General features: G+C 66.3%; 20 protein-coding genes and 1 pseudogene. 2 read left to right on the forward strand and 19 right to left on the reverse strand.

Annotated elements, in window-relative coordinates; all coding sequences use genetic code 11:
• Positions 1-47: 47 nt before the first annotated feature.
• The 6 genes from J2Y55_RS02920 to J2Y55_RS02945 all read right to left on the reverse strand — a co-directional run bounded on the left by J2Y55_RS02920 (position 48) and on the right by J2Y55_RS02945 (position 5,506).
• The gene (locus tag J2Y55_RS02920; RefSeq protein ID WP_310147417.1) at positions 48-923 is read right to left on the reverse strand and encodes a polysaccharide deacetylase family protein; all 876 of its coding nucleotides are present in this window, start codon (positions 921-923) and stop codon (positions 48-50) included.
• A complete protein-coding gene (locus J2Y55_RS02925) occupies positions 920-1,753 on the reverse strand; it encodes an ABC transporter permease (protein ID WP_310147419.1) in 834 nt (277 codons plus the stop codon). The genes J2Y55_RS02920 and J2Y55_RS02925 overlap by 4 nt, the downstream gene beginning before the upstream one ends.
• Entirely contained in the window at positions 1,750-2,640 is an 891-nt protein-coding gene (locus tag J2Y55_RS02930) for an ABC transporter permease (protein WP_310147422.1), read from the reverse strand. Before J2Y55_RS02930 ends, J2Y55_RS02925 begins: the two co-directional genes overlap by 4 nt.
• On the reverse strand, positions 2,637-3,764 hold the full coding sequence (locus J2Y55_RS02935; RefSeq protein WP_310147424.1) for an ABC transporter substrate-binding protein: 1,128 nt from the start codon (positions 3,762-3,764) through the stop codon (positions 2,637-2,639). The genes J2Y55_RS02930 and J2Y55_RS02935 overlap by 4 nt, the downstream gene beginning before the upstream one ends.
• 51 nt (positions 3,765-3,815) lie before the next feature.
• Positions 3,816-4,889, reverse strand: coding sequence for an ABC transporter ATP-binding protein (locus tag J2Y55_RS02940; RefSeq protein WP_310147427.1), 1,074 nt, complete (start codon positions 4,887-4,889; stop codon positions 3,816-3,818).
• A gap of 191 nt (positions 4,890-5,080) precedes the next feature.
• A complete protein-coding gene (locus J2Y55_RS02945) occupies positions 5,081-5,506 on the reverse strand; it encodes an Lrp/AsnC family transcriptional regulator (protein ID WP_310147429.1) in 426 nt (141 codons plus the stop codon).
• 127 nt (positions 5,507-5,633) lie between these two features.
• Here J2Y55_RS02945 and J2Y55_RS02950 point away from each other — a divergent pair, with 127 nt between their 5' ends.
• A complete protein-coding gene (locus J2Y55_RS02950; protein WP_465247455.1) occupies positions 5,634-6,698 on the forward strand; it encodes an ornithine cyclodeaminase in 1,065 nt (354 codons plus the stop codon).
• A 5-nt stretch (positions 6,699-6,703) separates the two neighbouring features.
• Complete coding sequence (ctlX, locus tag J2Y55_RS02955) at positions 6,704-7,645, forward strand: citrulline utilization hydrolase CtlX (RefSeq protein WP_310147434.1); 942 nt, start codon at positions 6,704-6,706, stop codon at positions 7,643-7,645.
• A 194-nt stretch (positions 7,646-7,839) separates the two neighbouring features.
• Here the strand turns inward: ctlX and J2Y55_RS02960 are convergent, their stop codons facing one another.
• The 13 genes and pseudogenes from J2Y55_RS02960 to J2Y55_RS03020 all read right to left on the reverse strand — a co-directional run.
• A complete protein-coding gene (locus J2Y55_RS02960) occupies positions 7,840-9,492 on the reverse strand; it encodes an ABC transporter ATP-binding protein (RefSeq protein WP_310147436.1) in 1,653 nt (550 codons plus the stop codon).
• On the reverse strand, positions 9,489-10,415 hold the full coding sequence (locus tag J2Y55_RS02965; RefSeq protein WP_310147437.1) for an ABC transporter permease: 927 nt from the start codon (positions 10,413-10,415) through the stop codon (positions 9,489-9,491). Before J2Y55_RS02965 ends, J2Y55_RS02960 begins: the two co-directional genes overlap by 4 nt.
• A complete protein-coding gene (locus J2Y55_RS02970) occupies positions 10,412-11,353 on the reverse strand; it encodes an ABC transporter permease (RefSeq protein WP_310147439.1) in 942 nt (313 codons plus the stop codon). The genes J2Y55_RS02965 and J2Y55_RS02970 overlap by 4 nt, the downstream gene beginning before the upstream one ends.
• A 26-nt stretch (positions 11,354-11,379) precedes the next feature.
• Positions 11,380-12,963, reverse strand: coding sequence for an ABC transporter substrate-binding protein (locus J2Y55_RS02975; protein WP_310147441.1), 1,584 nt, complete (start codon positions 12,961-12,963; stop codon positions 11,380-11,382).
• A gap of 194 nt (positions 12,964-13,157) precedes the next feature.
• Entirely contained in the window at positions 13,158-14,294 is a 1,137-nt protein-coding gene (locus J2Y55_RS02980; RefSeq protein WP_310147443.1) for a M20/M25/M40 family metallo-hydrolase, read from the reverse strand.
• 2 nt (positions 14,295-14,296) lie between these two features.
• The gene (locus tag J2Y55_RS02985; protein ID WP_310147445.1) at positions 14,297-15,457 is read right to left on the reverse strand and encodes a M20 aminoacylase family protein; all 1,161 of its coding nucleotides are present in this window, start codon (positions 15,455-15,457) and stop codon (positions 14,297-14,299) included.
• Between the two features lie 291 nt (positions 15,458-15,748).
• Positions 15,749-17,248, reverse strand: a complete 1,500-nt coding sequence (locus J2Y55_RS02990) for a M81 family metallopeptidase (RefSeq protein WP_310147447.1) — start codon at positions 17,246-17,248, stop codon at positions 15,749-15,751.
• A 229-nt stretch (positions 17,249-17,477) separates the two neighbouring features.
• Complete coding sequence (locus J2Y55_RS02995; RefSeq protein WP_310147449.1) at positions 17,478-18,713, reverse strand: metal-dependent hydrolase family protein; 1,236 nt, start codon at positions 18,711-18,713, stop codon at positions 17,478-17,480.
• A gap of 29 nt (positions 18,714-18,742) precedes the next feature.
• Entirely contained in the window at positions 18,743-19,231 is a 489-nt protein-coding gene (locus tag J2Y55_RS03000; RefSeq protein ID WP_310147451.1) for a GAF domain-containing protein, read from the reverse strand.
• Between the two features lie 17 nt (positions 19,232-19,248).
• Positions 19,249-20,163, reverse strand: a complete 915-nt coding sequence (locus J2Y55_RS03005; protein ID WP_310147453.1) for a branched-chain amino acid ABC transporter permease — start codon at positions 20,161-20,163, stop codon at positions 19,249-19,251.
• A complete protein-coding gene (locus J2Y55_RS03010) occupies positions 20,163-21,026 on the reverse strand; it encodes a branched-chain amino acid ABC transporter permease (RefSeq protein ID WP_310147455.1) in 864 nt (287 codons plus the stop codon). The genes J2Y55_RS03005 and J2Y55_RS03010 overlap by 1 nt, the downstream gene beginning before the upstream one ends.
• 15 nt (positions 21,027-21,041) lie before the next feature.
• Positions 21,042-22,247: an ABC transporter substrate-binding protein gene (locus J2Y55_RS03015; protein ID WP_310147457.1), complete on the reverse strand. Its 1,206-nt coding sequence runs from the start codon at positions 22,245-22,247 to the stop codon at positions 21,042-21,044.
• Positions 22,248-22,497: 250 nt separating this feature from the next.
• Positions 22,498-23,043 (reverse strand): annotated as a pseudogene (locus tag J2Y55_RS03020) (ABC transporter ATP-binding protein); the annotation flags it as partial.
• Between the last annotated feature and the right edge of the window lie 2 nt (positions 23,044-23,045).

Consider the following 23,045-nt stretch of genomic DNA (forward strand, 5'->3'; position numbering starts at 1 on the left):
CCGCGCTACGCCTTATCGGGCGTGGCGCGGCTCGGGAGCGGTGAGTTTCAGAGGCCTGCGGCCTTTTCCTGCTCGATATAGTGGGCGGCGATCTCCTGGCCGGTGGCGATCCAGACATCCCCGTAGCTTCTGGCCCGCGTGATGAAGTCGCGCAGGATGCCAAGCCGCATCGGCCGGCCGGTGACCTGGGGATGCATGACCATGGAGACGAGGCCGCCCCATTCACGGGTCTGCTCCAGCTCGCCGTTCCAGATCGACAGCACATGCTCCTTGGGGAACATCGGGCGCGGGCTGAAGCGCTGGCTCAGCCCGTAGAGCCAATCGTCGAAGGAGACGTTGACGGGCAATTCGACGGGACCGCGCGAGCCGTCGCGCAGCTTATGGCGGTAAGGGCGGATGTCGTCGCGGAAGGACGAGGAATACAGGATGCCGCGATCGCGCAGATAGCCCAGAAGCTCGTGATAGTTCTCGCCCGAGGGCGCCCGGTAGCCCACCGGCGTGACGCCGAGCACGCGCTTGAGGGAGTCGAGCGCCTTGTCGATCTCCTCCTTGTCCTCGGCGAAATCGGCGGGGTCGGGCCGCTTGTGCAGGTAGCCGTGATGGCCGACCTCATGCCCGTCCTTGACGATGCTCTCGCACATCTTCGGATGAGCATCGACGACCCAGCCCGGGATGTAAAAGGTCGCCTTGATCTCTTCCGTGCGCAGATAATCGAGGATCTTGGGAATGCCGACGCGCTCCTCATAGGCGCCGAAGGACATCGTCACGAGGCGGTCGACGTTCTTGAAGTCGTATTGCAGCCAGGCCGTCTCGGCATCGACGTCGAAAGCCGGAAAGACCGCGCAGCTTGCGCCATTGGGCCAGGGGAACTCGGGAGCGGGATCCGAGAGATTGGCTGAGATGGTCGGGATATCGGGGATCATAGGGCTTCCTTTGCTTGGCGTTGGATGCGGCTGCGGCGCGCGACCTCGACGAGGAGGAGCGCGGCGATCGAGACGATGATCAGGATGGTGGACACCGCCGTCAGCGATGGGTCGAGTTCGAACTTGACGGATTCCCAGATCTTTTTCGGCAGCGTCGTGGTCCGCGGGCCACCGAGGAACAGGGTCAGCACCACCTCGTCGAAGGACGTCAGGAAGGCGAAGGCCCCGGCCGAGATCAAAGCAGGGCGAACAGCCGGCAGCACGATATGCCAGAAGGCGCGTGGGAATGAGGCTCCGCAGGAGCGCGCCGCCAGTTCGATGGAGCCGTCGAGCCTGCGGAAGGCCGCTCCGACGATGACGATCACCACCGGCAAGGCAAGCAAGGTATGGGCGAGAAAAAGGCTCGTCGGCGTGCCGATCAGCCCCAGCTTCGAGAACAGCATGTAGAGCCCGAGCGCCAGCACGATGACCGGCACCACCATCGGCGAGATCAGCAGCGCCTCGGCGAGGCGGCGGCCGGGAAAGCGGCCCTTGGCCAGCCCGTAGGCCGCAGGCACGCCGATCAGCAGCGAGGCCAAGGCGACCAGGCTCGCGAGCCAAAGCGAGAGCCAGCCGGCCTCGCGCCAGGCGCGGCTCTCCCACAGCGCATGATACCAGCGCAGCGACCAGCGCGAGGGCGGGAAGCTGAACAGCGTCGTGTCGTTGAAGGAGACGACGATGATGACGGCGATCGGCGCCAGCAGGAACAGCATGGTCAGGCCCGCAAGGAGCCATAAGGCGGAGCGCCCGGCATTGATGCGCGGCTGCGGCGATGCGGAGGACAGGCTCATCGCCCCTCCATTCCGGCAATCCGACCGGCCCCTGCGAAAGCTGCACCGCAGGCGAAGACCAGCGCGACGAGCCCGAGCAGCGCCAGGCTCAGCATAGCGCCGAACGGCCAGTCCAGCAGATCGCGCACCACCATCTCGATCAGCGAGGCGATGGTGAGGTCGTTGGGGCCGCCGAGCAGAGCGGGCGTGATGTAGAAACCGATGGCGAACATGAAGACGAGCGTCGCGCCGGCGGCGAGGCCGGGCAGCGACAACGGCAAGGTGACATGGATGAAGGCTGCTGCAGGCGAGGCGCCGAGCGAACGGGCCGCACGCGGCAGGCCGGGATCGAGGCGCGACAGGATCGACCAGATCGGCAGCACCATGAAGGGCAGCAGGACATGGACCATGCCGATCTGCACGCCGATGCTGTTGAACAGCAGGGCGGCCGGCCGCTCCAGCAGGCCCCATCCAGTCAGCCACTCGTTCACGATACCCTTGCGCCCGAGCAGGATCATCCAAGCGAGGCTGCGGGCCAGCACGCTGGTCCAGAACGGGATCATTACGGCCGCGGTCAGCAGCATCGCCAGGCGCGGCCCCGTCGTCGCCATCAGATAGGCGTAGGGGTATCCGATCATTGCGCAGATCAGGGTGGTGATCGCTGCGATCTTGAAGGTGGTGAAGAAGGCATAGTGATAGGTGTCGTCGCCGATCAATCGCGAGAGCTGGGCCAGGCTCGCGCCTGTGCCGGCCGGCCCCTGGAATGCCCAGCCGAACAGCGACAGCATCGGGAGGAGATAGACGATCGCGCAGAAGGCCAGGGCCCCGGCGATCATCAATCCCGGCCGCGCACGCCAGGCGCGCGCGGCCTTGGCCGAGGGAACGGCGCTGGCGGCGACCAGCGTCATCCGCGCTTGACCATCCAGCGGGCGTAGCGCTCGATCTGGTTCTCGTTGTTGGTCTTGCCGTTCTCGGCGGTCTTCCCCCACCAGTCGATGTCGGTCCAGAACTGCTTGGCGAGATTGTCGGGCGAGGTGTTGAGTTCTTTGGCCTCGGCCTCGCTCAGATGCGCGAAGGCGTCCTGCGAGGACGGGCCGTAGGGGATGCGCTTGGCGAGCTCGGCCTGGACCTTGCCGTCGATGACGAAGTTCAGGAACTGGTAGACGGCCTCTGCATTGCGCGCGCCTTTGACGATCGCCCAGTTGTCGGGCGCGAGCTTGCCGCCGGCGAATTCGACATCGATCGGCGCGCCGTCCTTCTTCGCCACCAATCCGCGCGGGCCGATGGTGCAGCAGATGTCGATTTCGCCGCTGGAGAGCAGCTGGATCGCCTCGGCGTGGTTGGCGTACCACTTCGTCACCAGCGGCCTGAGCTTGTCATGCGAGGCCCAGGCGCGCTCGATGTCGAGCGGATAGACCTTGTCGGCCGGCACGCCATCGGCAATCGCGGCGAATTCGAGCTGCGGCGAAAGCCCGCCGCGGAAAGGGAAGGAGCGGGCGCCCTTGAACTTGACCCCGTCCCAGACATCGGCCCAGGTCTTGGGCTGCGTCCCGTTCGGGAAGGCCTTGGTGTTGTAGACGATGTTGAATGAGTAGATCAGGTGCCCGAGCCCGTAGGGATGGTGCAGTACGGGCGGGATCTTGCCGAGCTTGGCCTTGTCGAGCTTGGAATAGTCGATCGGTTCGAGCAGCTTGGCGTTGACCATGGCCAGGATCGCCGGGATGTCGGTGTCGAGGATGTCCCAGGTGACGTTGCCGCTGTCGACCATCGCCTTGACCTTGGCGGCCTCCGGCGGTCCGTCATCGCGCACGCGGATGCCGGTCGCCTTTTCGAAGGGCGTGAACATCACCTCGCGCATCGCGGTGGTGCGCGAGCCGCCCCAGCCCGCGACGACGATCTCGCCCTTGTCGGCGCGAGCCGGCGTGACATGGACGAAGGGGCTGGCGATGGTGAGCGAAGCGCCGGCGCCGCCGAGAAGGATGGAGCGTCGGGATAGGCCGGGGTGTCGGGATAGGCCTGGGCGATCGGTCATGATGGTCTCCCCTTGTTGTGAATCCATGCCTTGTTGTGAATCCATGGCTTTTCAGGCGGCAAGCAGCACGGCGTCGTCAGGGGCCCAGCCGATCTTCACGGCCTCCCCGATCTTGGCCTGATAGGCATCGGCCCGGTTGGGCTGCTTGATCATGAGCTCGGGCCCGCCATCGAGCCGTAGGGTGAGCCGGGAGATCTCGCCGACATAGACGATGTCCTGAACCGTCGCGCGCAGGCCGCTGCCCGGGGCGTCCGCGGCCGACAGGCTGGCCTTCTCCGGCCGCAGCAGGAAGGTCGCCTGGGCGCCTTCGCGCAGCGCGCCCGGCCGGGCCGGCAGAGGTGGGCCGCCGGCTGCCGGCAACAGGGCCTGGCCGGCCTCGCCATCGCGCACGACCTTGCCGCCGATCATCGTGCTCTCGCCGATGAAGCCCGCGACGAAGGCGTTGACGGGGCGCTCATAGAGGTCGGTCGCACTGCCGATCTGGACGATCCTGCCGCGATCCATCAGTGCGATCCGGTCAGACAGCGTCAGCGCCTCATCCTGATCATGCGTGACATAGACGATGGTGATGCCGAGCTGGCGGTGCAGCCGCCTGATCTCGGTCTTCATCGTCTCGCGCAAGGAACGGTCCAGCGCCCCCAGCGGCTCGTCCATCAGCAAGAGCCCGGGCTCGTAGACCAGGGCGCGGGCAAGCGCGACGCGCTGCTGCTGCCCGCCCGAAAGCTGCGCCGGCAGGCGCTCGCCGAGCCCGGCCAGCCCGACCCGCGCCAGCGCTTCCGCGACGCGCCTGGCGGTGTCCGCAGCGGGAACGCGGCGCATCTTCAAGGGGAAGCCGACATTGCGCGCGACATTCATATGCGGGAACAGCGCGTAGTTCTGGAACACCACGCCGATGCCGCGTCGCTCCGGCGGCAGATGCGTGATGGGCCGGCCGTCGAGCACGATCTCGCCGGCATCGGGCGGGGTGAAGCCCGCGATCATCATCAGCGTCGTGGTCTTGCCGGAGCCGGAGGCGCCGAGCAGGCTGACGAATTCGCCGGCTGCGATATCGAGCGAGACGGAGGCGACGGCCTGCGACGGGCCGTAGCTCTTGCCCAGGCTGTTGATCTGCAAGCTCGCGCCCATTGCCGCCCCCGTCAGCCTATGGGGTCCAAAGCGTCATCACGCCGGGCCGGGCCAATCTGCCTGGAGCATAACAAACAACCGGGCCGCGACGAGCCGGCCGCGATTTGCCGAGCTATCATTTATCACGCTGGCCTATTCGCGCGCTTTATAAGCTCACGCGGAGCCCAACTCGTGCGGACCTCGCGGCAGCTTCAGACCGAGCTGAGCAGGATGCTGGTCTCGCTGTTGAGAATGCCGTCGATGGTGCGCACCTCGCGCAGCACCCGGTCGAAGTCGCTGAGACTGTCGGCGCGGATCTCGGCGATCAGATCCCAGGTTCCGTTGGTGGTGTGCAAGGAATGCAGCTCGGGCAGGCCGCGCAGCTGCCTGATCACGGCCGTCGTCGAACGGCCCACGACCTCGATCATCATGATCGCCCGAATGGCCTTGGCGTCATAATCCTGCCGGAAGCGCACGGTGAAGCCGAGCACCGCGCCGGATTCGATCAATCGATCGAGCCGGCTCTGCACGGTGGCGCGCGAGACACCGAGAATGGCGCCGAGCTTGGAGATCGGCGCCCGCCCGTCCTCGCGGAGCGCCGCGATCAGGCGATGGTCCAGTTCGTCGAAAACATGCATGGCAATCTGCTTGATTGAAGTGAGCAGTTTGATCGGAAAGTCGAGCATAAACGAACTTGTTCATAATTCTCTATACAAATTGCCTTGGCCTAGAATCCCGTATCGCAACAGCATGCACGGCAACAGCATGTACGGGAGGTGCGCCATGGTTCAGTATGTCGGCGTCGAGAACATGGTTCGCTTGATCGCCTCGATCGGCATCGAGCCCTATCTGATCGGCCTGGCCGGTTATATCGAGGCGGATTTCCGGCGCTGGCCCTCCTTCGAAAAGGCGCCGCGCGTCGCCAGCCATTCCCGCGACGGCGTGATCGAACTGATGCCGACCAGCGATGGCGAGCTCTACGGCTTCAAATATGTCAACGGCCACCCGAAGAACACGCGCACCGGCCTGCAGACGGTGACCGCCTTCGGCGTGCTCTCCGATGTCGAGACCGGTTATCCGCGCCTGCTCTCGGAAATGACGATCACCACGGCCCTGCGGACGGCAGCAACCTCGGCGCTGGCGGCGCGCTATCTTGCCCGCGAGGGCGCCAGCATCATGGCGATCATCGGCCTGGGCTCGCAATCGGAATTCCAGGCGCTTGCCTTCAAGGCCCTGCTCGGCATCGACAAGCTGCGGGTCTTCGATATCGATCCGGCTGCGACCGCCAAGTTCCTGGCCAATCTCGCTCCGCACGGTTTCGAGATCGTGGTCGCGGCCAGCGCGCAGGAGGCGGTGCTCGGCGCCGACATCATCACGACGGTGACCGCCGACAAGCTCAACGCGACGATCCTCTCCGACAACATGGTCGGCGCGGGGGTCCATATCAACGCGGTCGGTGGCGACTGCCCGGGCAAGACCGAACTGCAGCGCGACATCCTCCTGCGCGCCGATGTCTTCGTCGAGTTTCCCGCGCAGACCCGGATCGAGGGCGAGATCCAGCAGATGGCGGCGGATTTTCCCGTCACCGAGCTCTGGCGGGTGATCACCGGCGCGACCGCGGGCCGCCGCGCCCGCGACCAGATCACGATCTTCGATTCGGTCGGCTTCGCCACCGAGGATTTCTCGGCGCTGCGCTATCTGCGCGACCAGGTCGACGGCACAGCCTATTATGACGAGATCGACCTTCTCACCGCGCCGGAGGACCCGCGCAATCTGTTCGGGCTGCTTGGCCAGCCTGCCGCCGCGTCGCGGGTCGGGCTGGGAGCCTGACGGCGATGCAAAAGCTTTCCGTCCAGGCGCCCAGAAGCGTCGTGATGATCCGCCCGCATCATTTCAGCCCCAACCCGGCGACCGCCGAGGACAATGCCTTCCAGGCCAATGACGCGCAGCGGACAGCCGGAGCGATCGCTGCTGCGGCGCATGGCGAGGTCAGCAAGGCGGCGCAGCGGCTGGAGGCCGCTGGCGTCCGGGTTCATCTTTTCGAGGATGAGGGGATAGCGACGCCCGACTCGGTTTTCCCGAACAACTGGTTCTCGACCCATTCGGGCGGGCATGTCGCGCTCTATCCGATGTTCTCGCCGAGCCGGCGCCAAGAGCGGCGGCAGGACGTCGTCGAGATGCTGAAGCAGCGCTATCGCGTGCAGGATGTGATCGATTATTCCGGGCTGGAACAGGATGGCGTCTATCTCGAAGGCACCGGCGCGATGGTGCTCGATCATATCGAGCGGGTCGCCTATGCCGCGCGCTCGAACCGCACCAATGAGGTGGCGCTGGAGCGCTTCTGCACGCATTTCAACTTCGAGCCGGTGATGTTCGATGCCGTCGATGCGCAGGGCCGGGCGATCTACCACACCAATGTCTTGATGTGCATCGGCACGGATTTCTGCCTGATCGGGCTGTCTACCATCCGTGATGCGGCGCGGCGCGACGAGATCGCCGGGCGCCTGGCCGAGACCGGCCGGACCGTCATCGACCTCGATCATGAGCAGATCGGCGGCTTCGCCGGCAATGCCATCGAATTGCAGGGCCGGGACGGGCGGGTCGTCGCCTTGTCGTCGCGCGCGCTTGCGGCGCTGCGACAGGACCAGCTCGCCGCGCTCGAGCGGTCGGTGGCCCTGCTGCCGCTCGACGTTCCCACCATCGAGCTTGCCGGCGGCTCGGTGCGCTGCATGCTGGCGGGCATCCACCTGGCGGCGCGCGGCGCTGTCGCGGGTTGAGCGAAGGTCCGAGACGAGCCGGTGAGCTCTCAGAGGTCGTTTGGAAACTCCAGCCCTCATCCTGAGGAGCCGCGAAGCGGCGTCTCGAAGGGTGATCCAGCTTGCACCGGAGCCTCCTGGAGCCTCCTTCGAGACGCCATTCCTCCCGGAATGGCTCCTCAGGATGAGGGCACGCGGAGTTTCTAAGCAGCCTCTCAGGGTTCGCCGACGCTGAACTCCCGGCCCGGCGCGGCGTCGATCAGGGCGCGCGTATAGGCGTGGGCGGGGTCCGAGAAGACCTGGGCGGTCGCGCCCTGCTCGACGATGACGCCCTTCTCCATCACGACGATGCGGTCGCAGATCTGGGCTGCGACGCGCAGGTCGTGCGTGATGAACAGGATGGCGAGGTTGAAGCGTTCCTGCACGTCCGCCAGCAGCGCCAGCACCTGCTTCTGCACGGAGACATCGAGCGCCGAGACGGCCTCATCCGCGATCAGGATCTCGGGTTCCATGGCGAGCGCGCGGGCGATTGCGACGCGTTGGCGCTGGCCGCCGGAGAACTGATGCGGGTAGCGGTCGAGCGCGCTCGGCTGCAGGCCGACCAGCGCCATCAGGTCGCGGGCGCGCGCCATCGCATCAGCCGGCTTCAGGCCGAAATTGCACGGCCCCTCGATGATGGAATCGCCGACCGTGCGGCGCGGGTTGAGCGAGCGATAGGGGTCCTGGAACACGACCTGGATCTTGCGGCGGTAAGCCCGCAGGCGCCGCTCCGGCAGCATCGCGATATCGATGTCGGGGACGAGGATCGCGCCGCGCGTCGGCGGCATCAACCGGGCGATGCAGCGCGCCACCGTGGTCTTGCCCGAGCCGGATTCGCCGACGATCCCGACCGTCTCGCCGCGATGGATCTTGATGTCGACATCGCGAGCGGCGTAGACGACCTGCTCCTTCTTGAACAGGCTCTTGGAGCTGTAGGTCTTGCCGAGCCCGACCGCTTCGAGCGCGATCGGCCCCGTCACGGCCTTGCGCCGCGCGGGCTTCAGGCTCGGCACGGCGCCGATCAGCATGCGAGTATAGGGGTGCTGCGGGTTGGTCAGCACCTGTGCGGCCGGGCCCTGCTCAACGACAAAACCCTTCTCCATCACCACGACCTTGTCGGCGATCTCGGCGACGACGCCGAAATCATGGGTGATGAACAGCACGCCCGTGCCGCGCCGGCCCTGGAGCTCCTTGATCAGGCGCAGGATCTGCGCCTGCGTGGTCACGTCGAGCGCTGTCGTCGGCTCGTCGGCGATGAGGAGCGCCGGGTCGAGCACGAGGGCAGCCGCGATCATCACGCGCTGGCGCTGCCCGCCGGAGATCTGGTGCGGATAGGAAGCGTGGATGCGCTCCGGATCGGGCAGGCGCATCGCCGCCATGATGCCGAGCACCTTTGCGCGCCGCTCGGCCGCGTCGAGCTCGGTGTGGATGCGCAGCACCTCCTCGATCTGGTCGCCGATTGTCAGGACCGGGTTCAGCGCCGTCATCGGCTCCTGGAAGACCATGCCCATGCGGTCGCCGCGCAAAGCGCGCAGGCGCTGGGGGGAGGCTGCGAGCACGTCCTCGCCCTCGAGCAGGATCTGGCCCGCGACGGGCTTCAGCAGCTTCGGCAGCAGCCCCATAACCGAGAAGGCGGTGACGGATTTGCCGGAGCCGGACTCGCCGACGACGCAGGTGATCTCGCCCGCGCCGACATCAAAGGAGACGTTCTCGACGGCATGCGCCCGGTCGCCGCCGCCGGGTAGGCGGATGCTCAGGCCCTTGATCTGGAGGACGGGCATGACCTGGGAGACAGGCTTGGGGGCTTCGCTCACGGGTGCGTCGCTCATCGGCCGGCCATCTTGGGATCGAGCGTGTCGCGCAGGCCATCGCCGAGCATGTTCACCGCCAGCACCGTGATGCCGAGGAAGATGCCGGGGTAGAGGATGTTGTGCGGGAAGACGCGGAAGACATTGCGGCCCTCCGCCATGATGTTGCCCCAGGTCGGCGTCTCCGGCGGAATGCCGATGCCGAGGAAGGACAGGATCGCCTCGACCAGGATGGCCGAGGCCGCGATGAAGGTGCCCTGGACGATCAGCGGGGCGATGGTGTTGGGCAGAATGTGGCGCACCATCAGCAGCGGCAGCCTTGTGCCCTGCATGATCGCCGCCTCGACATAGGGCTCCTCGCGCACCGAGAGCACGATCGAGCGCACGAGACGCACGACGCGCGGGATTTCGGGCACGATGATCGCGACGATGACCGCCGTGAGGCCGGCCCGGAACAGCGAGACCACGGCGATGGCGAGCAGGATTGCCGGGATCGCCATCAGCCCGTCCATGAAGCGCATGATCACGGCGTCGAGCGGCCGGATATAGCCGGCGACCAGACCGAGGAAGAGGCCGATCGTGATGCTGACGGCGGCGACCGAGACCGCGATCATCAGCGAGACCCGCGCGCCGTAGACGACGCGGCTATAGACGTCGCGGCCAAGCGAATCCGTGCCCATCCGGTGCTTGAAGACCGTGGTCGAGCCGTCATCGGCGCGGATGGTGCGCTCGACGCCGGGCACGCGGTTGCGTGCGCTCGGGTTGATGGCGGCGGGGTCGATCGTGCCCAGGAACGGCGCGAGCAGGCCCATCAGCGCCATGACGAGGAGCACGGTACCGCCGATCAGCACGGCCGGGTTGCGGATGAGCCGGCGCAGGGCGTTGGCGTTGGGACGACCCGCATCGGGCAGGGCGGGCGCGATCAGGCTGGGTTCGGCGCTCAATATTTGATCCTCGGATCGAAGAGGCAGTAGGCCAGGTCGATGCCGAGATTGATCGCGACATAAACGACGGAGAACAGCAGGATCACGGCTTGGATCGTGGGGTAGTCGCGCGCAAGCACCGCATCGACGGTGAGGCGCCCGAGGCCTGGTATCGCGAACACGCTCTCGGTGACGACCACGCCGCCGATCAGGAGCGCGATGCCGATGCCGACCACGGTGACGATCGGCACGGCGGCGTTCTTGAGCGCGTGCCGGAACAGGATCTTACGCTCGACCTGGCCCTTGGCGCGGGCGGTGCGGATATAATCCTCGCTCAGCACTTCGAGCACGCTGGCGCGCGTCATCCGGGCGATCAGGGCGATGTAGATCACCGACAGCGTCACCGCCGGCAGGATCAGGCGCTGGATGAAGCCACCGAACCCGCCCGAGATCGGCTGATAGCCCTGGACGGGAAACCAACCCAGCGTGATCGCGAAGACGTAGATCAGGAGGTAGCCGATGACGAAGACCGGCACCGAGAAGCCGAGCACCGAGAAGCCCATCACGATCCGGTCGATCCAGGAGCCGTGCTTGTAGGCTGCGAGCACGCCGAGCGGAATCGCGACGCAGACCGCGATCAGCATGGTGGCGATGGCGAGCGACAGCGTCGGCTCGATGCGACCCAGGATCAATTCGCCGATGCTCTTCTTGAAGAAGAAGCTCTCGCCGAGATTGCCATGCAGCAGATTGCCGGCCCAGATGCCGAACTGGGTGATGATCGGCTGGTCGAGACCGAGCTTGGCGCGGATTGCCTCGATCTGCGCGGTCGTCGCGTTGTCGCCGGCGATGACCGCGGCGGGGTCGCCCGGCGTCAGGCGCAGCATCAGGAAGACCAGCACGGCGACGATCCCCAGAACGGGAATCGTCGCGAGCAGGCGGCGCAGGATGTAGCCAAGCATGAAGCTAGCCTGTCAGCTCGGTCGCCTCACTTCTTCTCGACGTTCCAGAACACCGGCGCTGCCGCCGTCAGGATTCCGCTGATGTTGGGGCGGGTCGCGATCGGCACCGTGTACTGGCCGAGATGGACGTGGGTCACAACCTCGCGCCACCGCATCTGCACGGCTTCGACGATCGCCTTCTGCTTGGCCGGGTCGGTTTCGCGCGCAAAATCGTCGCGCAGCTTCTCCATCTGCTCGTCGCAGGGCCAGCCAAAGGCGGCCTTGTCGCAGCTCGCATTGAAGAAGCCGGCCATCACCGGGTTGAGCACGTCAGCCGAGACCCAGGCGGTCAGCATGGCGTTCCAGCCGCCATCCGCCACGGGGGTCTTGCGCACGCGGCGAGCGACCACCGACTGCCAGTCCGAGGACTGCATGTCGACCTTGAAGCCGCCCCTCTCCATCAACTGCTTGGCGACGGGCGCCAGGTTGGTCAGCGACTGCAGATCGGTCGAATGCAACAGCACCACCGGCGTGCCGTCATAGCCGGCCTCCTTCAGGAGCTCCTGCGATTTCTTGAAGTTGGACTCCAGCAATCCGTCCATCCCGGCTTCCGTCGCCAGAGGCGAGCCGCAGATGAACATGGCCTTGCAGGTCTTGTAGTAGTCGGGGTTGCCGACGACCGCCTCGAGGAAATCCTTCTGGTTCAGCGCATAGGTCAGCGCCTGCCGGATCTTGGGATTGTCGAAGGGCTTGATCGTGTGGTTGGGCCGCAGCGTGTATTGCAGGCCGAGCGGATTATAGTCGATCAGCTTGATCGCCTTGTCGCTCTTGAGCAGCGGAATCAGGTCGAAGGAGGGCTGCTCGATCATATCGATCTCGCCGGCAAGCAAGGCGTTGACCGCCTGCTGCTGGTCGGAGATCGCCAGCCACTCGACCCGGTCGAGCTTGGCGACCTTGCCGCCGGCGAGGCCCGACGCCGGCTCGGCGCGCGGCTTGTAGTCCTTGAACTTGGTGTAGACGATCTTGTCGCCCGGCTTCCATTCGTCAGTCTTCAGGACGAAGGGCCCTGAACCGATGAACTCCGAGATCTGCGTGTTGGGATCTGTCTCCGCGACGCGCTTGGGCATCATGAAGGGCACGTTCGAGGACGGCTTGCCGAGGCCGAAGATCAGCAGGCCGGTCGGCGACTTCAGCTTGATCGTGAAGCTCTTGGCATCGTCGATCGCCATCGCGTCGACGAAGGACATCAGCTTCTGGCCGATGGGGTCCCGCGCCGCCCAGCGCTTGATCGAGGCGAGGCAGTCTTCCGCCGTGACTGGCTTGCCGTCATGCCAGAGCAGGCCGTCGCGCAGCGTGAACTTGTAGGTCAGCTTGTCCGGCGACGCCGTGTAGCTGTCGACCATCTGCGGCTTCACATTGCCCTTCTCGTCGAGCGCGAAGAGGGTGTCGTAGATCATGTAGCCGTGGTTGCGGACGATATAGGCCGTGGTCCAGATCGGATCGACGATCTTCACGTCGGAATGCATGACGACCTTCAGCGTCTGCGCCTGGGCCGAGAAGCCCCCGGAGAGAACACTGCTTCCCGCCAACAGCGCGGCGGCTGCCGTGACGATCTTCCAACGCGACATCATGCACTGATCTCCCCTTATGACCCATTCGGGCGGTTATTTCGCTGATCGTGATCTGGCTGGTCGTGACTTGGTGCGTTTGTGACTTGGTGCGTTCGTGCTCTTGTGCGTCCCGATCCGTCGGCCTGCGTATGCAGGGGCCATGCCATGGGCAGGCCGGGAAGCTCCCGCGAAACGGGAGCCTCTGTCAATCGCGCTCAGGCCGAAAGCCGCGCCAGCAACCCGGCCATCAGGCGGGTGCGCTGGGTCAAGCTGTCGACCTCTATATGCTCCTCCAGCGTGTGATAGCCGGCGCCGAGCAGGCCGAGTCCGTCGAGCGAGGGAATGCCGGCCGCCCCCGTGAAATTCGCATCCGAGCCGCCACCGGCCGAGCCGTGCTCGAGTTCCCAGCCGAGTTCGCCGGCGATGCCGCGCGCAAGCTCATAGAGCTTCAGCGTTCCCGCGTCCGGCTCCCAGACGGGCCGCGTGACGCCGCGCGTGATGGTGAAGCGCGTGCCGTCGGGATGCTCGGTCGAGAGCGCCAGCATGCGCTCGACGCCACGGTCGAGATCGGATTGTCTTTTGGCCATGCTGAGCGCCTCGGCCCGGCAGGTCGTGGGCACGCAATTGACCCATTGCCCGCCCGAGATCACGCCGACGCTGAAGGTGCAGTCGTCGCCGGTCATCTCCTCGATGGCGATGAGCTGGCGCGCCATCATGTTGATGGCGGAGCGGCCATCCTTCAGGCGTGAGCCGGCATGGCTCGGCCTGCCCTCGGCGAGCAGGTTGAACCTGGCGATGGCGTAGCGGCCGGTGACGACGCCATTGCCGGGACGGCCGGGTTCGGGAACCAGGATGTAACGGTGCTGGCCGGCATGCTGCATGATCAGCTCGCGCGTGCCAGGGCTGCCGATCTCCTCGTCGCTGGTATAGAGCACGCTGACCGGTAGCGGCGTTTCGATGCCGGCCTTGGCCAGCGCCACGATCGCCTGTAGGCCGGCATAGGCGCCGCCCTTCATGTCGAGGATGCCCGGCCCGTAGCAGCGCGTGCCCTCGCGCCGGAAGGGCAGGGCCTTCAGCGTCCCGACCGGATGCACGGTATCGAGATGCGACATCACCAGGATGCCGGGTTCACCGCGCCTGGGATGGGGGAAGTCGCCACGGACGCAATCGCCCAGGCCCGGCGGGCCGGGAATGCGGGTCACGGTCGCGCCGACAGCCGCGAGATCGGCGGCGACGAGATCCATCATCCGGTTCACGGCCGCGACATCGAAGGTCGGGCTCTCGCACTCGATCCAGCGCTTCAGGCCGGCGAGCATCGCGTCGGTGTCGAAAGTCAGCGTGTCGAAGGACATGATCAGGCGGCCAGTCGCGTTTCGACGAGGCGCGCGAGCAGGCTCGCGCCCACCGGCAGGATGCCGTCGTCGAGGATGAAGGAGGGGTTGTGCACCGGCACGGTGCCGGCATGGCCGACCCAGCAATAGGCGCCGGGCACCGCGCGCAGCATGTCGGCGAAATCCTCGCTGCCCATGATCGGCTTGACCTCGGTCAGGACATTGTCGGCGCCGACGATCTCGGCGGCGACCTTGGCTGCGGCCTCGGCCTGCGGGCCGTGATTGACCAGCACGTCGAAGATGTCGCGAATGTCGACATCGATCTGGACGCCGAAGGTCAGCGCCATGCCGGCCGCGATTTCGCGCATGCGCTCGCGGATCAGCTTGGCGATGTCGGGCGAGAAGGTGCGGATCGTGCCGGCGAGCGCCGCTTCCTCGGGGATGACGTTATAGGCGGAGCCGGCATGGATCTGCGTGATCGAGAGCACGGCGGCTTCGCGTGGATCGGCATTGCGGCTGACGATGGTCTGCAGCGCGGCTGCCAGGGAGATGGCGACGATGACCGGATCGCGCCCGACATGGGGCATCGCGCCATGGCTGCCTCGGCCGGTGATCTTGATGTCGAAGAAATCCGCGCCCGCCATGGCCGGGCCGGGGAAGACGGCGATCTGGCCCGGATCGAGATTGGGGGCGTTGTGCAGCCCGTAGATCTCGTCGCAGGGGAAGCGCTCGAACAGCTTGTCGGCGAGCATGGCGCGGGCGCCGCCCAGGCCTTCCTCGGCCGGCTGGAACACGAACACTGCCGTGCCGGTGAAATCGCGATTCTCGGCGAGATAGCGCGCCGCGCCGAGCAGCATCGTGGTGTGGCCGTCATGGCCGCAGCCATGGAAGCGGCCGGGGATGGTCGAGCGGAAGGGCAGGTTGGTGGTCTCGTCCATCGGCAGCGCGTCCATATCGGCGCGCAGGCCGATGCGCCTGCCCGGCCCGCCCTTGCCCTGGAGGATGCCGACTACGCCGGTTTTGCCGACGCCGGGATGCACCTCGATGCCCCAGGATGCGAGCTTCTCGGCGACGATGCCGGAGGTGCGGACCTCCTCGAAGCCGATTTCGGGATGGGCGTGGATATCGTGGCGGATCGCGACGAGGTCGTCCTTGAAGGCTTCGATCTGGGGCAGGGTGGGCATGAACAAACTCCGAAGGACGAGGGCGTGTCGTCAGTTGTGGTTTGGCGTTGGATGAGGTCAAAAATGATCGGATGGGAGGAGCATTGCGCAGTCCAATACATTTGTATTGGCAAGCGATGCGAAGCTGCAGCCGGTCATTTTTCACCTCACCGCGAAGCGGCGGGGCGCTTTTGGTCGATTGCTGCGTCGAATATCGTAGCAAGCCGAAAGGCTTGCGGCCTCATTCTCCTTCCACTCGACCAAAATCGCTCCCGTCCAACGCCAAACCATAACTGACGACGCGCCCTAGGATCAGCCGAAGACGGGGCCAAGCGGCGCGGTGCGGATGCCGGGGCGCAGATGCTTCCACGGCAGGACTGAGGGATCGACCGGCATCGGGCCGGGCGCGGCGCAGACCAGGATCGTCTGCGCGATCGGCTCGAAATCGGCGCGGAAATGCACCGAGCTCTTATTGACCAGGATCGCCTGCTCGGTCGGCTCGATGCCGACCTGGCGATACATCGCCTGGTCGGCCATCTGCGCCTTGCGCGAGCCGACGACGATGCGCACGCCGCCGATGCGCAGCGCCGCGCAGGGGCCGAGATTGATGCGCGAGCCGCCATAGAACGGGCCGGGCGCGACGAAGCGCCCTTCGGATAATTGCTCGACCACGAACTCGCCCTCGAGCGGGAGATCGCCAGGAATGCCTGATTTGGCGCCGAGCGAGAGCCTGATGGTGGCGCCGACGCCGGCCTTGTGCGCCGCAGCGGCCGCCGCCGGATCGACGATCACGCCGATTGCGGCGCGTTGCGCGCCATTGCGCACCAGCGCGCGCGCCATGCCCATCGTGTCGGAATCGCCGCCGGCGCCGGGATTGTCCTGCGTGTCGGCGATGACGATCGGCTTTGATGCTCCCTCAGCCAGCCGCATCGCCTCCAGCACGCCCTCATCGGGCTGGAAAACCTTGCCCTTGAAGGCGGCTTCGCTTGCCATCACCCGGGCGAAGACCGCATCCGCCGCGCGGTCGGCCTCGGCTTGCGTCGCGCCATAGGCCAGCACGGTCGCGCCGCAATCGGCGAAATCGGCGGCGGGGAAGCCGGGCAGGAAGGAGAGCGTCGGCACATTTTCTCCTTCGAGCGCCGCGAGCTCGGCATAGATCGTTTTGCAGGGCTCCATTGCCGTCGCCTGCCAGGCGATCGGGATCAGATAGGGCACCTGGCGGAAGGCCTTGGCATGGCGCGTCCTGGTGCCGATCAGCTTTGCCAGATAGGTCGTGGCGCGGCTGCCGGTCTCGGCCATGTCGATATGCGGATAGGTGCGGTAGGCGACGAGTCCGTCGGCCGAATCCATCATCAGCTGCGTGATGTTGCCGTGCAGGTCGAGACTGGCGACGAGCGGAATCTCGGGGCCGATCGCGGCGCGCACCCGGCGCAGGGTTTCGCCCTCGCCATCGGGATAGGCCTCGCTGACCATGGCGCCGTGCAAATCGAGATAGACCCCGTCAACAGGCAATGCTGCGCTGATGCGTTCGACCAGCTCGTTCAGCAGGGTCTCGAAGGCGTCTGCCGTGACATGGGCCGAGGGGCTGGCCGCGCACCACAGCGTCGGCACCATCTCCCAGCCGAGCGCCTTGGCCTTCCCAACGAAGCCGGCCGCGCCGACATTGACGTTGTGCACGGCGGCGAAGATGTCGTCGCCGCGTGCAAGGGAGGGCCAGCCGCCGCCCTGGATGAAATGCTCGATCGAGGCCTTGCTCGGCGCGAAGGTGTTGGTCTCGTGCAGGAAACCGCCGAAGGCGATGCGTGGCGACATGACGGTTCCTCGATCGTTGCAGCGAGGCGGCAAGTAAGCACGCAAGGCCCATGAGGGCCAAGGTTCAATTCTGGTCAGATGCCTGCGCGATTATGCATGCGGTCGCCGCTTTAGCAGGCAGGGCCGTCGTCACTGCAAGGAGCGTAGCGACGACGCAATCCAGATGGGCGTGGAGAGAGACCTTCTGGACCGCGTCGCTGCGCTCGCAATGACGGGGAGCTGGCTCGCCTCAGTTCAGGCTGGCGCGCTTCACGAAGGCGCCGCCCTTCATGATCAGCGGCATGTGCTTGCCCTGGCGCGTCAGTAGCGAGAGATCCTTCAGCGGGTCGCCATCGACGACGATCAGATCGGCATGGGCGCCTGCCGCCACCGTGCCGATCTTGCCTTCGAGCTTGAGCAGCTTGGCGGCGATATGGGTCGCCGAGGCGATCACCTCATGGGCCGGCAAGGCGCGTCCGCGGATCACGAACTCCTCCGACTGGTAGCGATGCATCTCGCCGAGCAGGTCGCTGCCATAGGCCATGGCGAGGCCGGCCTTCTTCATGATCGCGAGCGATTCCATGCCGGCGGAGCGGACGACATCGACCTTGGCGACGGAATCGGGCGGGAAGCCGAGCTTGGGTCCGTCGCTGACGAGCTTGTCATAGGTCACGAGCGTCGGCACGGCGACCGCACCCTTCGAGGCCGCGAGCTTGGCGGTCTCGGCCTGGATCAGGTTGCAGTGCTCAAGCGAGTGCACGCCGGCCTCGACGCAGCGGCGGATCGCCTCGTCGGTGTAGACATGGGCGGAGACGTAGGTTCCCGCCATCTTCGCCTCCTCGACGATGGCCTCGAGTTCGCTGACGGAGAAGCCGAGGAAATGGATCGGGTCGGTCGGCGAGGCGCAGCCGCCATTGGCCATGATCTTGATGAAGTCGGCGCCGCCTTTCATCTCCTCGCGGGCGGCGCGGCGGACCTGGTCGAGCCCGTCGCAGATGCGCCCGAGCGCGCCGAGGCGGTGGCGGTCGCTCACTGCCGCGCGGTCGTCATAGCGGCCGCGGAAATCGGCGTGGCCGCCGGTCTGGCTCAGCGCCTTGCCGGAGATGACGAGGCGCGGCGTCGGGAAATGGCCTTCCTCGGTCGCCTGCTTCAGGCCGAAATCGGCGCCGCCGACATCGCGCACCGTGGTGAAACCGCGCAGCAGCATTTCGCGCATGATCACGAAGGAGCGGGCGGTGACGAGCGAATCCGGCAGCAGGGCGTTCTTGCCGAGATCGGCGACGCCGGCGACGACATGGACATGGGCGTCGATCAGGCCGGGCATCAGGGTCTTGCCCTTGAGGTCGACAATCTTGGCCTTGGCTGAGGTCACGGATTTGCCGACCTCGCGGATGGTGCCGCCCTCGACGAGGACGCTGACGGGAGCGCCGGCCTCGGGCGCGGTGCCGTCGACGATGCGGGCATTGGTGAAGAGGGTGGAAGCCACGGGTGTTCTCCGCTGGAGCAGGATTGGGTTCAGAGCGCGCGCGCGGCGGCGCGGGCGGCCAGGAAGCCGGGCACGATCATCGGCGCGAGACGTTCGATGGGAGCGACATGCTCCTCGCGATAATGGCCTTCGGGCGCGAGCAGGTTGATCGTACCGATGACCTTGCCGTCATAGATCGCGGGCACGTTGATGACCGAGCCGAGCCCCATGCTCTCGATCAGTTCATGGTCGAAGAAGGCCCAGCGGATGCCGGCCTTGTCCTTGCCGAGATAGGGCTTCTGGCCCTCCATGACATGCTTGCCCCAGGGCGTCGGGCCCATCGGCTTGCGGCCGGAGACGGGATATTCGGTCGGCCGGTTGGAATAGATGCGCGCGACCTCGGAGCCGTCGACGTAGAGCAGCGTGAACAGCTCGTGGCCGACAAGGCGCTTGGCGATGGTGTCGAAGGCCTTGAACACGGTGTCGGGTTGGCCGGGCTCCTTGAGCAGGGCCGAGAGGGTAGCGAGATCGTCTGACATGATGGGCTCTTCGACTTTCAGGCGGTGGGAGACGGTTGGCGAGGCGCCTTGGGAATTCGCTCAGGCATGATGCCTTGCGGGCGTAGATGCAGCACGAGGATCAGCGCGACGCCGATCATCATCTCGCGCATGGCGGCGATCTGGACGGGCTGGAGGCCGGGCAGCCATTCAGTGGCGAAGCGCGTCGCTTCCAGGAAGATCACGACGAGATAGGCGCCGAGCACCGCTCCGCTGGGACGGCCGACGCCGCCGGCGGTGACGGCGAGGAAGATGTAGATCGTGATCAGCGGCTGGAAATGATCCGGCGAGATATAGGACTGGAAATGCGCGTAGAGCGCGCCCGACAGCGCGGCGATCGCGGCCGAAAGCGCGAAGGCCTGGAGCTTGAAGCGCAGCACGGCCTTGCCGGCGAAGGCTGCAAGTTGCTGATCCTCGCGGATCGCCTTCATGGCGCGTCCGTAAGGGGAGAGATCGAGCCGCCGCAGCAGCGCCCAGACCACGAGCACGATCAGCGTGACGAGGCCGAGATAGAAGAGGCTGAACCCCTGCAGGCCGAGCTCGGCCTTGAGCGGTGCCTTGATGCCGGAGATGCCGTCCGAGCCCTTGGTCAGCCAGCGCTCGTTCAGCGCGACGAGGCGGATGACCTCTGCGAAGCCCAGCGTCACGATGGCGAGATAGTCGTCGCGCAAGCGTAAGGTGGCGAAGGTGACGACGAGGCCGACGACCGCCCCGACCACGAGCGCAGCTCCCCAGCCGATCAGGACAGGCGCACCGGCTCCCGTTGCGATCGCGGAGGCATAGGCGCCGACCGCGAAGAAGCCGGCGAGGCCGAGATTGACGAGGCCGACCCCGCCCCAGATCAGGTTGAGGCTGAGCGCGAGCAGGGCGTAGATGCCGCAGAGCGTCAGCGTGAAGATGACATAAGACAGCATCAGGTCGCCCTTTCGCCCAGGATGCCGCGCGGGCGGAAGGTCAGCATGATCAGGATCGCCACAAACCCGACGGCGGTGCGATAGGTCGCCGGCACCGCGATCAAGGCGAGCTCCTCGGCGATGCCGAGCGCGAGCGCCCCCACCACAGCGCCGGGAATGGAGCCGAGCCCGCCGAGCACCGCGGCGGCGAAGACCGAGAGCAGGACGCGATAGCCGGTGAGCGGATCGATCGAGGTGTCGAGCCCGATCAGGACGCCGCCGACGCCCGACAGCCCGGCACCGAGAAAGACCGTGACGATCGCGATCCTGGCCGGGTCGATGCCCTTCAGGCGAGCGAGGTCTGGATTGTCGGCGACCGCGCGCATCGCCTTGCCGAAGCGGGTGTAGCGCAGGAACAGGAACATCGCCGCCATGATCACGACGGAGAGGGCCAGGCTCTGGAGCTGCTGCGGGCCGATGCGCAACTCGCCGAAGCGCAGGTCGCGTGCCAGCGGCAGATCATAGCCCTTCATGTCGTTGCCGAAGATGAAACGGACGATGTTCTCCAGCACGAGGTTGAGCGCGATCGAGGCGATGGCCACGATCAGCGCGCCATTGTCGCGTAGGCGCTTCAGCGCGGTCTCCTCCGCCACGACGCCGACCACGCCCGTCACCGCAAAGGCGATGGCGAGCGCCGGTATGACCGGAAGCCCGGCCACCGCATTGGCCCACCAGGCGGCAAAGGCTCCGATGGTGGCGTAGGAGGCGATGGCGAAGTTAGGGTAGCGCAGCACCGCGAAGATCGCGGAAAAGCCGATCGCCGGGACGGCGATCAGCGCCCCGGTCATCAGCCCGTTGATGAGCGCCTGGAGGAGGAGGGTCACTGAGCCAGGTCCCGATCAGGCGATCTTGACCAGGGCGATCTTGCCGGACTGGACCTGCTCGTAGCGGAACTTCGAATCGCTGATGTCGCCGATCTCGGTGAAGTCGCAGGGGCCGCTGGCGCCGTCATAATCGACCGCCTGCTTGGCGGCGATCGCCTTCAGCCCGTCGACGGCGCTGTCGATCTTGGCGCCGCCGGGAGCCTGGCTGACCTTGCGGATATTGTCCTTGATCGCGGTGCCCGTGGCGTCGCCCGCGATCGCGATCGCCATCAGCACGAGGTTGATGTGGTCGTAGATCTGGGTGGTGTAGGGATCGGGCGAGGCGACGCCGATGAGCTTGACCAGCTTCTCATAGGCCTTGGAGCCTTCGGCCGGCGAGGGCGAGATCATGAAGGTCTTGTCGACGACCTCGGCAGGAACGCTCTCGATCAGCTTCTGGTTGACCGAATAGCCGAAGGCGATCTTCACGCCCTTGAAATCGGCGCGATAGAGATCCTTCAGCATCACCGCGGTGTCGGGGGTATAGCCGCCGAAGACGATGGCGTCGGGCTTGAAGCGCAGCACCTCGTCGATCTCGGTGCGGTAGGCCGGCTTCTTGTCGTCATAGATCAGGGAAGCCGTCTCGCCGCCGGCCTTCTTCACGGCCTCGGTGATGTTGTCGAACTGGCTCTTGGCGAAAGGCGTCTGCGGCGAGAGGAAGAAGACGCGCTTGGCGCCCTGGGCGATCGCGAACTCGCCGAATTTGCGGCCCTGCAGCGTCGTCGTCGGCTGGGTGCGGATCAGATAGCCCTGATGCGGCAGGGCCGTGATCGAATCCGCGCCGGAGGTGGTGCAGAGGAAGGTCTTCGATTCCCAGCAGAGCGGGGCGACGGCGGTGGTCACCGAGGAAGCCCAGGTGCCCAGGATCGCCGAGACCTTGTCGACGTCGATCAGCTTGCGTGCGGCGCGCACGCCGGCTTCCGGGCTGGTCTGGTCGTCTTCCGAGACGAGCTCGACCTTGCGTCCCAGCACGCCGCCGGCAGCATTGACCTCGTCGATGACCGCCTTCACCGCCTTGACCATCACTGGGCCATAGGGGCCGCCCGCACCGGTCAATGGCGTCAGCGTGCCGATCCTGATCGGCGCGCCCTGCGCCAAAGCGAGCTTCGGCAAGGCGGAGAGGCCGGCAAGTGCGGCAGCGCCGCCGAGCAGCGTGCGGCGGTCGGTCAGGAACTCGGTCATGGTTATCCCCTGTTATGATTGCTGGTTTCTTGGTCGGTCGGCTTGGATCAGGTCGGCATCGTGATCAGCCGCCGAGGAAGAGGCGGCGGATTTCGGGGTCGGCGGCGAGCGCGGGGCCTGAGCCCTCGCGGTTGTTGCGGCCGGAGATGAGGATGTAGCCGCGCGTTGAGATCTCGAGCGCTTCCAGCGCATGCTGCTCGACCATCAGGATCGGCAGGCCGCCCTTGTTCAGAGCCACGATCGCCTCGAACAGCTCCTCGGCCGCCCTGGGCGAGAGGCCCGCCGTCGGTTCATCGAGCAGGAGCAGGGCGGGCGCATTCATCAGGCCCATCGCCATGGCGAGGATCTGGCGCTGGCCGCCCGAAAGTGTGCGGGCGAGCGCGCGGCGCTTGCTCGCCAGCATCGGGTAGCGGGCATAGAGCTCCTCGCTGCGCTCGCGCATCTTGCCGGGGTCCTGGAAGCCGCTGATCTCGAGGTTCTCGGCAACCGTCATCGCGCCGAAGACATTGCGCTCCTGTGGCACGAAGCCGATGCCGTGCTTGGCGCGGCCGAGCGCGCCCTGGCTGGTCACGTCGGCTCCGTTCAAGATGATCGCGCCCTCGCGCGCAGACACCAGCCCCGCGATCGTCTTGAGCAAGGTCGACTTGCCGGCGCCATTGGGGCCGATGATCGAGACGATCTCGCCGGCCTCGACCCGCAGCGAGCATCCCTTCAGGATCTGTTCGGCCGCGCCATAGCCGGCGACGACGCCGTCGACGGCAAGCAGGCCGCCATTCGCCAAGCCGCCATTCGCCACGC

Source organism: Allobosea sp. BE125 (genome assembly GCF_031456075.1).
In the GTDB taxonomy this organism is placed as follows: Bacteria; Pseudomonadota; Alphaproteobacteria; order Rhizobiales; family Beijerinckiaceae; genus Allobosea.

Coding starts and splice junctions, on each gene's coding strand:
- J2Y55_RS02920 (WP_310147417.1), bottom strand. CDS start 923: ATGATCCCCGATATCCCGACCATCTCAGCCAATCTCTCGGATCCCGCT.
- J2Y55_RS02925 (WP_310147419.1), bottom strand. CDS start 1,753: ATGAGCCTGTCCTCCGCATCGCCGCAGCCGCGCATCAATGCCGGGCGC.
- J2Y55_RS02930 (WP_310147422.1), bottom strand. CDS start 2,640: ATGACGCTGGTCGCCGCCAGCGCCGTTCCCTCGGCCAAGGCCGCGCGC.
- J2Y55_RS02935 (WP_310147424.1), bottom strand. CDS start 3,764: ATGACCGATCGCCCAGGCCTATCCCGACACCCCGGCCTATCCCGACGC.
- J2Y55_RS02940 (WP_310147427.1), bottom strand. CDS start 4,889: ATGGGCGCGAGCTTGCAGATCAACAGCCTGGGCAAGAGCTACGGCCCG.
- J2Y55_RS02945 (WP_310147429.1), bottom strand. CDS start 5,506: ATGCATGTTTTCGACGAACTGGACCATCGCCTGATCGCGGCGCTCCGC.
- J2Y55_RS02950 (WP_465247455.1), top strand. CDS start 5,634: ATGTACGGGAGGTGCGCCATGGTTCAGTATGTCGGCGTCGAGAACATG.
- ctlX (WP_310147434.1), top strand. CDS start 6,704: ATGCAAAAGCTTTCCGTCCAGGCGCCCAGAAGCGTCGTGATGATCCGC.
- J2Y55_RS02960 (WP_310147436.1), bottom strand. CDS start 9,492: ATGAGCGACGCACCCGTGAGCGAAGCCCCCAAGCCTGTCTCCCAGGTC.
- J2Y55_RS02970 (WP_310147439.1), bottom strand. CDS start 11,353: ATGCTTGGCTACATCCTGCGCCGCCTGCTCGCGACGATTCCCGTTCTG.
- J2Y55_RS02975 (WP_310147441.1), bottom strand. CDS start 12,963: ATGATGTCGCGTTGGAAGATCGTCACGGCAGCCGCCGCGCTGTTGGCG.
- J2Y55_RS02980 (WP_310147443.1), bottom strand. CDS start 14,294: ATGTCCTTCGACACGCTGACTTTCGACACCGACGCGATGCTCGCCGGC.
- J2Y55_RS02985 (WP_310147445.1), bottom strand. CDS start 15,457: ATGCCCACCCTGCCCCAGATCGAAGCCTTCAAGGACGACCTCGTCGCG.
- J2Y55_RS02990 (WP_310147447.1), bottom strand. CDS start 17,248: ATGTCGCCACGCATCGCCTTCGGCGGTTTCCTGCACGAGACCAACACC.
- J2Y55_RS03000 (WP_310147451.1), bottom strand. CDS start 19,231: ATGTCAGACGATCTCGCTACCCTCTCGGCCCTGCTCAAGGAGCCCGGC.
- J2Y55_RS03005 (WP_310147453.1), bottom strand. CDS start 20,163: ATGCTGTCTTATGTCATCTTCACGCTGACGCTCTGCGGCATCTACGCC.
- J2Y55_RS03015 (WP_310147457.1), bottom strand. CDS start 22,247: ATGACCGAGTTCCTGACCGACCGCCGCACGCTGCTCGGCGGCGCTGCC.